Origin of the sequence: Pseudomonas sp. 25 R 14, from assembly GCF_900004755.1 — a bacterium.
GTDB lineage: Bacteria > Pseudomonadota > Gammaproteobacteria > Pseudomonadales > Pseudomonadaceae > Aquipseudomonas > Aquipseudomonas brenneri.
On record NZ_CVTS01000013.1, the window covers coordinates 29,946 to 39,251 of the forward strand.

Genomic DNA, 9,306 nt, shown 5'->3' on the forward strand with positions numbered 1-9,306 from the left:
TCCTATAGCGGCAGGGCCGACTCGCGGCGCAGTTTGTCACCCGCCGGGTTGACCGCCTCACGCAGGAAGCCAAAGCCGGTGCGCCGGTCATGCCGGAACAAGGTGTTGGTGACATACACGTCGTCGCGCACCCCCACCACTTCCACCACTTCACTGACACAGCGTCGGCCATCGGGCAGTCGGGTCAGCTGGATCACCACATCCAGCGCTGCGCAAATCATCTGGCGCAGGGTCTTTTCCGCCACCACACGACCGGTCAGGCCTACCAGGGTTTCCAGGCGCAACAGGGCATCCTGGGCATTGTTGGCGTGCACGGTACTCATGGAACCGTCGTGGCCGGTGTTCATCGCAGTCATCACATCCAGCACTTCCACGCCACGGATCTCGCCGAGGATGATGCGGTCCGGGCGCATCCGCAGGGCGTTGCGGATCAGGTCGCTGGCCTTCACTTCACCGTGGCCCTCGGCATTCGGCGGGCGGGTTTCCAGGCGTACGACGTGGGGATGGCCCAGTTGCAGTTCGGCCACGTCTTCGATGGTCACCAGGCGCTCGTGGGGGTTGATCAACTGGCTGAGGATGTTCAGCAGAGTGGTCTTGCCGGTGCCGGTACCGCCGCTGATCAGGATGTTGCAGCGCTTGCCCACTGCCTCCTGGAAAAACTCGAAGATCGATTGGTCGATGGTCTGCATCGCCACCAGGTCGCTGCTCTTGAGCATGTCCTTGCGAAACTTTCGAATCGACAGGCACGGACCGTCCAGGGCAATCGGCGGGATGATTGCGTTGACCCGGCTGCCGTCGGGCAGCCTGGCATCGACCATTGGTGACGACTCATCCAGGCGCCGGCCCAGTGGCGCGAGGATGCGCTGCATGACCCGCTCCACATGATGGGCGTCGATAAAGCGCAGATCGCTCTGGTGCAACAGGCCGTCGCGCTCGACAAATACCCGGTGCGGGCCGTTGACCAGAATCTCGGTCACCGAGGGGTCGCGCAGCAGCACTTCCAGCGGCCCGAAGCCGGTCAGTTCATCGACGATTTCTTCGGCCAGGCGCTCCATTTCATAGCGGGAAATCGCCAGGTGCATGCGTGTGATGTATTCGGACACCTTGTCGATGACAAATTGCGCCAGGGATTGGCGTGAGCCTTCCAGCAGGTTTTTCCCCGACTCTTCGATGGCATCGATGATGTAGCGGTGCAGCACCAGTTTCAGGCCGTCGTGATCCACGGTGCTGTTAAGCCCCCGAGCGGGTGCGCCGAAGAGTTTTTCGCCGCTCATTTGGCGGTCCCCAGCAGCCGTTCGAACCAACGGGTGGAGGGTTTTTCCAGGCCTTCGGTACGCTTGGCCAGGCGTTCGCCCAAGGCTTTCAGAGTCTGCGTCAGGGGCTCCCGGGGGGCCAGGCTGAATAAGGTTTGCCCCTGGTTCTTGGCGTTCAGGCGCACCTCGGGGCTGAACGGCAAAACCGCGATGGCTTCCAGGCCGAAGCTATTTTCCAATGCCTCTTTATCCGGCGCGGCACCTTTGAGGTAGCGGTCCACCAGCAGCTTGGCATGATCAAGCTTCATGCCTTTTTCCCGCCACTGATTGAGGACTGCCAGGTTGCGCCGGCAGTCGAGGACGTTCTGGTCGGTACACCACAAGAGCTTGTCGCAATGGCTGACAAACGTGCGCAAGGCTTCGCTGTCGCGCTGGCCGGTGAGGTTCACCACGATGTGCTGGAAGTGTTGGCGTAGGGCACTGAGCAACATGTACAGCTCGGCGGCGCTGGTCATTTCCAGCGGCTCGTCGCTTTCGGTATAGGCGAGGATGCGCAGGCCACCGTCGGTGGCGGTGAACGCGCTGTTGATCAGGGTCGTGTCCAGGCGGCGCAGGTGGCGCAGGGCATCGCCAAAGTTGAATGAGCTTTCCAGGCCCAGCAGCGCCAGGCTGTCGCCACGGGGCAGGCCCAGGTCCAGCAGCAAGGTCTGTTGACCGCTCTTTTGCACCACCATCGCCAGGTGGCTGGCGAGCAGGGCGCCGTCGGCATTGCCCTGGGTGCCATACAGCACAGTGAGGCCGCCCAGGTGTGCGTTGTGAGCGACCGGGGGCAGGCGCTTGCTCAGGCGTCGCACCAGGCCGGCGACTTCGCTGGAGCGTGAACCGTAGGCGACAAAATCCCGCGCGCCGGCACGCATGGCGTTGAGCACCAGTTGATTGTCCATGCCGTCACCGAGGGCGACGATAGCCAGCATCGGCTTGGCTTCCAGGGCGCCCTCGATCAAGGCGCTCTGGGCCACCACATGCTCGCGGTCCAGGCCCACGAACACCAGGTTGGCGAAGGTCACGTCCACCAGGGCCAACAGTTCGTCGAGGCTGCCACCACCGGCACTGACCACTTGGCCCAGGGGCGCGAGGGCGCCTTGCAGCCATTCCAGGTCGGTGGTGTTGCGGGTGATTGCCAGGAACGTCTGGCTCAGGCTATCGCTCATTGGGAAAGTCCTGTGCGTCGGTCGAAGTTGCCGTTTTCCAGGAAGTACAGGCGATACCAGTTGGGGTCGTAGTTGCGCAGTTTTTCCCCGGGCAGGGACGGCAGGCGTGCGTTGGCGGCCAGGGGCTGGACCAAGTGCGGGGTGACGATCATCAGCAGCTCTTTTTCCTCGCGGCTGACGTTGCTGTCGCGGAAAAACGCACCGAGGATCGGGATATCGCCCAGGCCTGGAAACTTGCTGATGGTGGAACGGTTGTTATTACTGATCAGGCCGCTGATCACAAAACTTTCGCCGTCGGCCAAAGACACCGTGGTGTCGGTACGGCGCACGGTCAGGGCCGGCACCTGGATGCCTTCTACCTGCAAGGCGTTGGCGTAATCCAGTTCGCTGACTTCCGGCGCCACCTTGAGGGAAATCCGCGTGCGGTCGATCACGGTGGGGGTCAACGTCAGGCGGATGCCGAACTCTTTGTACTCGATGGAAATCGTATCGCTGCCGGTACTGGGCACCGGGATCGGTACTTCGCCGCCGGCGAGAAAGGTCGCGCTGTGCCCGCTCATGGCAACCAGGCTCGGCCGCGCCAGGGTATAGGCAAAGCCGCTGCGTTCCAGGGCATTGATCAGCGCCGAAAACCGCCCGCCGCCGATGCCGATGTTAAAGGTGTTGTTGTCCAGCGGCAGGCTCATGCCCGCTGTACGCGGGCTGCCGAACAGGAAGTTGCCAGTGCCGCCAAAGATTGATGTGCTGGCCTCCTTGAGCTTGGTGCGGCTGACTTCGACAAAGCGGATATCGGTCTGCACCTGGCTCGGCAGGGACGGGTCGTCGGAGGGCGACAGGGCCTGGCTGGTCAGGCTTGAACTGGCTTTGCCCTTGACGAACACCATGCTCTGGCGCGGGGCGCTGGAACAGCGAGTCCAGACCATCAGGCTGGTGGCACCAGAAGCAACGCCGGTGAGCAGGAAGCTGCGGTCACCGTTGAGGTGCACATCGGCGATTTTCGGGTCGCCGATGGCCAAGCGGGTAATTGCCACCGGTGATTGCAGGGTTTGCTGCAAGCCTTCGCCGACCTCGACCACGGCCGGCAGGGCGCCCAGGTTGCTGCAACTGTCCGAGGCCGCAAACGCCAGGCCGACAGGCAGGCTGGACAGCATCAGTGCCCAGGCCATTTGAGTGAACACAGGTGCTAAACGTTGGTGCATTCAAGGCATCCTTGTTCAATCAGGGATTTTGTTGGGTCGCTTGGTTACCGCGTATGACCTCGATGCCGGAGCGCCTGGATTCGTTGGTGGCCCCGGCTTGTGCAACTCTTTTCGGCGCGGCGACCATGGCCAGTTGAGTGAACTGGTACAGGTCGCGATTGGCGCTTTGCAGATTGGCCGACGCCTCGTTATCCCCGGCCCAGTACTGGCTCAGCAACTGTTCATCGGCACTGCGTACGGCCAGGCGCAAGGCGCCGACGCTGGTGGCCAGCATCAGGCGGCTCATCAACTGTTCCGGCACCGCCAACACCACGGTGCGTGGCGGGTTTGCCTGGCGTTGTACCTGACGGGCTTTTTCTTCATCGGTGGTGGGCGGCGCCACGGCGGGCTTGCCATCGTTGGTCGGGCCGAGGTTATCGCCCACGCTGAGCAGGCGCAGGGCCGGCACGATGATCTGGGACGTGGGCTCAGGGTTAGCGCCTTCCGAGCGCAGGAACAGCAGCACATCCACATAATCACCTGGGCTCAACTGGCCAGCCGCGCCGATGACCTCATCGACGGCCACTGCCAGGGCGCGCTCGTCAGGGCGGATCATGCGGGCCAGCGGGCCACCGGCATTGAAGCTGGAGTTATCCAGCCAGGTGCCGGCACTCAGGGCTCTCAAGGGTGTGCGGCCGATGGCCTGGTCGAGGCTGGTCAAACTACCGGCGGGTGCGGTGCGCAGTCTTTCCAGGGTCAGGTCAGCAGCGGTGAGGGCAACATACGGCGGTACATCATGGGCCAGGACCACTACCGATTGACGGGTCTGGTCTTCGACGGCGGCGACGGTTTTTTCCACAGAAACGCCAGATGGCGCAGGCTCGGCAGCCGGCTCAGGCGGACGACTCAGCACCAGTCCCCAATAACCCGCGAACAGCGCGCCGATTAATAACAACCCGGCCAGGATCATGCTGACACGACTGTTCATGAAGGCTCTCCCTTTCCTGTTGCACCACGCGCCCGTCTTTCCCAACGAGTTGATTTCGCAACCAGGCAGCTATGAACATCTAACGATTTCGTTATTTGAAGGTAGCCGAGCTAGGACAAAATGCCATTACCGACCATGATTTATTTTGGAACTATCGACATGCGCCCTGAAAACACGGGTTTATGACGCCAGTTTTACGACTAATACTTTGTGATTAATCAGTTCTTACAGTTGTTGAGGTGGGGTTTGTTGACAATGCTCTAGTGGCACGCAGCAATCACCGTGCAGCACTGCGAGATCTGCGCACGTAAGCGCAAAGGAGAAGTCATATGTTCCTTACCTTCATGATGAAGCTCTACGTCCAGCTCCAACTGCTCTTTCACCGCAAGGAAGGCGCCACAGCGATTGAGTATGTGATCCTCGTGGCCGTTATTGCCCTTGTCGTGCTGGCAGCGGGGAAATTGCTTGGGCCTCAGATCGCGGCCATGTTCGCTAAAGTCGGGGCAGCCCTGACCTGATTGGCAACAGTGCTTTGAGCAAGCCCATCAGTGATTGTTTCGCAAGGTATTGCTCATGAACGCCGTTGTTGCGAGCCGCCAACAGATCCTGTTGGTGGATGACGAAGAAGATGCCCTCGTAGAACTGGCGGAGTCGCTGGAAAACGAGGGCTTCGTTTGTTTCTGCGCCACCTCCGTCACGGACGCGTTGCAGGAACTGACACTGCATCCTGATATCGGGCTGGTCATCACCGACCTGCGCATGCCTGAGGAAAGCGGGATTTCCCTGATCAAGCGCTTGCGTGAGCACACCTCACGCCAGCATCTGCCCGTGATTGTCATGTCCGGTCATGCCGAAATGGATGATGTCAGTGACATGTTGCGGTTGCAGGTCCTGGACCTGTTTCGCAAACCCATCTACCTGGTTCGATTGATCGACACCCTAAACAATCTGTTTCCCAGGGCGTAGGGAGCAGTTGGCCAGTCCGTAGCGCCCAGTTGAGGAGATATTTTATGTTGCTTGCCTTGCTGATGAGGATTTGTGCGTGGTCGATGCTGTTCTTGCGCCGGCGGGAGGGTGCGACGGCTATCGAATATGTGATTTTGATTGTGGTGATTGCGTTGGTGGTGCTGGCGGCCGGGAAGTTGCTGGGGCCGCAGATCACTACGTTCTTTGGCAAGGTGGGGGATGCGTTGACCTGAGTGCATACCCGTTGCTGCTGTAACGACGGCTATTGGTTGCGCTTTTACAGCGGCTCACTAAGTAAACAAAATCAAAGTGCGAAGCTGCTTACCTGTGGGAGCGGGCTTGCTCGCGATGGCGTCAGTTAGAGCGCCGCAGAGTGTCAGATACCCAACGTCACCGTTAACGACCATCGCGAGCAAGCTCGCTCCCACAAGGGGAGCGAGTTTGGTCTTGGGCGGCCCCCCCCAAAAAAATCCAAGCCCCCTACAGTTGATAGCTAAAACTCAACGTATACCGCGGCCGCCGGTTAAAACTGTCCAACGCCATATCCGACATCGGCTTGGCCGCCTCCAACGCAATGTTGTAGTACTTGGCATCGCCAAAACGCAGGCCGACGGCCGCAGAAGACATGTCGCTGCCCTTCACCGGCAGGTTGTTGAACCAGGCCTTGGCACGGTCGAGCACGATGTAAGGCTGCACGATCCTGACCCAGTCCCCCGCCCGGTTGTAGCTGTAGTTGACCTCGTAGGCCACGCCCCAGCCCTTGTCGCCCGAGCCCTGGTCATCGGGATAACCGCGCCCGAAGTTCTGCCCACCGAATACCGCACGTTCGCTGTCGGGCAGAGTGTCGTCGCTCCAGTACAGCGCCGCCGAAAGAACGCCTTGCCAGTTGTCGAAGAACTTGTCGCTCTGCACCCCGGACAGGCGCAGGCGGAAGAAGTCCAGGTCCGACTTTATTCCTTCCAGGTCACTGCGCGTATTGGCGCCCAGGCCGTCGATACCTTGGTACAGGCCGGCGCTGAGGATGCGCAGTTGGCGGTTGTCGGCTTTACGCCAATCCCCTTCGAAGGCCAGCGCACGCAGGTCGGTTTCCACATCGAAGCGTTGCGGGTAACCGACCAGTTGATAGCGGGTCCTGTCGTTCACCCCGTAGAAGCGTGTACCAACGGTCAGCGACTCGCTGGGCGAGGCGATCAGCGGATGGCTCAGGCCGATGGAGAAGCGGTCGTTCTCCCGATGCGGCTTGAGTGAGAAGCCGCCGTCCAGGCGGATGTGGGTGCTCGGGTCGCTGCGATAGCGCGCGCCATACAGGCTCAGTTGCGTGCCTTCGGCATTGATGAACTGGCTGTAGTCGAGGCGGTAGTAATGCTCTTTGTCCTCCCCCGGCGGGAACAGCCCGCTGAGGCTCACTTGTTCGCCCATCGAGGTGTGGGAATTGCTGGTGCCGGCGATCAAGGCTTGCAGGCCGCCGCGACTGTCGTCGGTCATGCTCATGCTGCTGGTAAACGGTTTGCGGCTGGCCTGGATATTCATATGCGCGGCACCATCGGTGGTGCCCGGTGGCGGTACCTGCGCTTGCAGGGTGACGCCGGGAATACGCCCCATCAACGTGGTGTAGCGTTCGAAGGTCTTGCGGGTCAGTGGGCGTTCGGCCAGGAGCTTTTGTGCCAGTTTGTCGACGTAGGCCGAGACCGAGCCAATGTCGCCTTGCACCTGGTAGTCCTTGATATAGCCCTCGACCAACACCACGCGCACCAGGCCCTGTTCGAAGCGCTGGTCGGGCAGGAAAGCGTAGGACAACAGGTAACCATCCTGTTGATAACGTCGGGTGATGCTGCGGGTGGCTTCGATCAGTTGCGCGAGGTTGGTTTCGTGGCCAATCAACGGCTCGAACACCTGGGCGACTTCCTGGAGCGGGTACACCGTGCCGCCGTCGATCTGCAGCTTGCGGATGGTGACCTTGGTGTCCATCAGCAACGGCTGGGCTTGTGCGGCCGGGGTCTGCGGCAGTTGGGTCTGTGGGGTCACCGGGCGGTAGGCGTCGGCCGGCAGGTTGGGCACGGGGAGGTTGCGGATGGTGTCGTTGCTGTTGAGGAAGCTGGGTAGGGTCTCGGCGTGGACGTAAGCGCTGAGGGTGAGCAATAACAACGGCGTCAAAACGCGCATAGGACACTCCATGGTCAAAACTGCAGCAGCATTTCGCTGGTTTCCGCCGGGCTCTGGGGCGCGGTTCGGGGGCTTTCACTGGCTGGCTGACAGCCAATAAAAAAGACGAGAGATCCATTGGAGTCTCTCGTCTCAACCAAGCGTAGGCGCTGTAGGGGAGGCCGTCTAATGGGCCAGGTGCAATTCTCTTATTTACCGGTCAGGCCGTTGAGCAGACCGCCGACGCCTACGGTGCCGCTGGTGCTGCCAGTGGCGGTGGCGCCGATGTTCAAGTTGCCGAGCAGACCACCTGTTGTACCCGTGCCACCGGTGACTGCGCCGCCCAGTGAGGTGACAACCCCACCGACTGTGTTGACGGTTTGCCCCAGGGTATTGGTGATGGGGTTGGCATTGGTGGCCGTGATGCTGGTGCCGATACTGCTGACCGCCCCGCCCACTTGAGTCACCAGGCCGTTAACCGGTGCACCGATGCCGGTGGTGGTACCGATATTTTGGGTCAGGCTGCTGACACCCGAAGTCACAGGGTTCAGCGCGGCGCCCACATTGCTGGCCAGGCCTGCAATCGGTGCGGTGGCCGCTGTGTTGGCGACGCCGTTGCCACCGATCACTGTGCCAAGCGAAGCCACTGTGTTACCCAGTGCACCGCCTGCCACACCACCCGCACTGACGGTGCCGTTGGTGTTGCCAGCATTCAGACCGTTGCCGACGTTGGCCACCAGGCCACCTACCAGTTCAGGCAGGCCGGATGCTGGGGCGCTGCCACTGCCAGTCCCGGCAGAAGGCGAAACCAGGCCACCGGAAGTGCCTGCTACGGCACCTACACCGCCGAGCACACTGCCCACGATGCCAGTGACAGGGTTGCCAGTACCACCAGCACCAGACACTTGACCACTCAGGCCGGTGACGGTTGAGCCGACTTTATCCAGCAGGCCATTGACCGGGGCACCCAGGCCGGTGGCTTTACCGAGATTGCCCGTGGTGTTTTCAACCAGCGAGACCACCGGTACCAGTACTTTGCCGCCCAGGGTGTTGGTGACCGATCCCAGGGGACCCGTAGTGCTGGCAGTGCTCAAGGTGTCACCGAGCATGGTGACGGCCTGGCCTACTTTGTCTACCACGCCACCGACAGTGCCGCCGACACCACCGGTAAGGCCGCCGACGACAGGGATGCCACCCAAGGTGGTGGACAACGATTTGCCAGTGGTCGAAACACCACCGCCCAGATCGGCGACAGCGTTGCCCACACCGGCCACGGTAATGCCCAGGGAGTTGCTGTTAGTGCCCAGGGAACCCAGGCCATCCGTCAAGCCATCGCTGACGCTGCCTACCGCCGTGCCGACGCTGGTCACCAAGCCACCGGCTGTAGTGCCGACGACGGGAACGCCGCCCACGGTTGTGCCGATGCCACCGATAGCTGTGCCTACGTTGCCGAGGGTGTCGCCCAGGTTGGCTGCGATTTGACCGGTTACCAAGGGGCTGGTGGTTGAGCCGGTGCCGCCACCTGTGCCGCCGCCAGTACCACCGCCGGTTCCGCCACCTGTGCCACC

At 61.4% G+C, this 9,306-nt stretch carries 9 protein-coding genes; 3 read left to right on the forward strand and 6 right to left on the reverse strand.

The window, feature by feature from the left end:
• Nucleotides 1–2: 2 nt before the first annotated feature.
• Genes BFQ03_RS02365 through cpaB form a run of 4 tightly spaced genes read right to left on the reverse strand, consistent with a single transcriptional unit; the run spans nt 3 to nt 4,630 of the window.
• Entirely contained in the window at nt 3–1,274 is a 1,272-nt protein-coding gene (locus BFQ03_RS02365; RefSeq protein WP_032859789.1) for a TadA family conjugal transfer-associated ATPase, read from the reverse strand.
• Nucleotides 1,271–2,464, reverse strand: a complete 1,194-nt coding sequence (locus BFQ03_RS02370; RefSeq protein WP_032859788.1) for a CpaE/TadZ family protein — start codon at nt 2,462–2,464, stop codon at nt 1,271–1,273. Before BFQ03_RS02370 ends, BFQ03_RS02365 begins: the two co-directional genes overlap by 4 nt.
• A complete protein-coding gene (locus tag BFQ03_RS02375) occupies nt 2,461–3,663 on the reverse strand; it encodes a type II and III secretion system protein family protein (RefSeq protein WP_032859787.1) in 1,203 nt (400 codons plus the stop codon). Before BFQ03_RS02375 ends, BFQ03_RS02370 begins: the two co-directional genes overlap by 4 nt.
• A gap of 19 nt (nt 3,664–3,682) precedes the next feature.
• Nucleotides 3,683–4,630, reverse strand: coding sequence for a Flp pilus assembly protein CpaB (gene cpaB, locus BFQ03_RS02380; RefSeq protein WP_032859786.1), 948 nt, complete (start codon nt 4,628–4,630; stop codon nt 3,683–3,685).
• 329 nt (nt 4,631–4,959) lie between these two features.
• Here cpaB and BFQ03_RS02385 point away from each other — a divergent pair, with 329 nt between their 5' ends.
• From BFQ03_RS02385 to BFQ03_RS02395, 3 genes are read left to right on the forward strand one after another with little or no spacing between them, the layout of a single operon-like run.
• Nucleotides 4,960–5,148 (forward strand): Flp family type IVb pilin, encoded by a 189-nt coding sequence (locus BFQ03_RS02385; protein ID WP_032859785.1) that lies wholly within the window; start codon nt 4,960–4,962, stop codon nt 5,146–5,148.
• 55 nt (nt 5,149–5,203) lie between these two features.
• A complete protein-coding gene (locus BFQ03_RS02390) occupies nt 5,204–5,596 on the forward strand; it encodes a response regulator (RefSeq protein WP_032859784.1) in 393 nt (130 codons plus the stop codon).
• 44 nt (nt 5,597–5,640) lie between these two features.
• Entirely contained in the window at nt 5,641–5,829 is a 189-nt protein-coding gene (locus tag BFQ03_RS02395) for a Flp family type IVb pilin (protein ID WP_032859783.1), read from the forward strand.
• Between the two features lie 247 nt (nt 5,830–6,076).
• On the opposite strand, the gene BFQ03_RS02400 is transcribed toward BFQ03_RS02395, so the two are convergent.
• Together BFQ03_RS02400 and BFQ03_RS02405 are read right to left on the reverse strand one after the other, a co-directional pair.
• Complete coding sequence (locus BFQ03_RS02400) at nt 6,077–7,759, reverse strand: ShlB/FhaC/HecB family hemolysin secretion/activation protein (RefSeq protein WP_065942410.1); 1,683 nt, start codon at nt 7,757–7,759, stop codon at nt 6,077–6,079.
• A gap of 188 nt (nt 7,760–7,947) precedes the next feature.
• Nucleotides 7,948–9,306 (reverse strand): collagen-like triple helix repeat-containing protein (locus BFQ03_RS02405; RefSeq protein WP_239695216.1); only part of this gene is annotated, 1,359 nt, incomplete at its 5' end.

Coding starts and splice junctions, on each gene's coding strand:
- BFQ03_RS02365 (WP_032859789.1), bottom strand. CDS start 1,274: ATGAGCGGCGAAAAACTCTTCGGCGCACCCGCTCGGGGGCTTAACAGC.
- BFQ03_RS02370 (WP_032859788.1), bottom strand. CDS start 2,464: ATGAGCGATAGCCTGAGCCAGACGTTCCTGGCAATCACCCGCAACACC.
- BFQ03_RS02375 (WP_032859787.1), bottom strand. CDS start 3,663: ATGCACCAACGTTTAGCACCTGTGTTCACTCAAATGGCCTGGGCACTG.
- cpaB (WP_032859786.1), bottom strand. CDS start 4,630: ATGAACAGTCGTGTCAGCATGATCCTGGCCGGGTTGTTATTAATCGGC.
- BFQ03_RS02385 (WP_032859785.1), top strand. CDS start 4,960: ATGTTCCTTACCTTCATGATGAAGCTCTACGTCCAGCTCCAACTGCTC.
- BFQ03_RS02390 (WP_032859784.1), top strand. CDS start 5,204: ATGAACGCCGTTGTTGCGAGCCGCCAACAGATCCTGTTGGTGGATGAC.
- BFQ03_RS02395 (WP_032859783.1), top strand. CDS start 5,641: ATGTTGCTTGCCTTGCTGATGAGGATTTGTGCGTGGTCGATGCTGTTC.
- BFQ03_RS02400 (WP_065942410.1), bottom strand. CDS start 7,759: ATGCGCGTTTTGACGCCGTTGTTATTGCTCACCCTCAGCGCTTACGTC.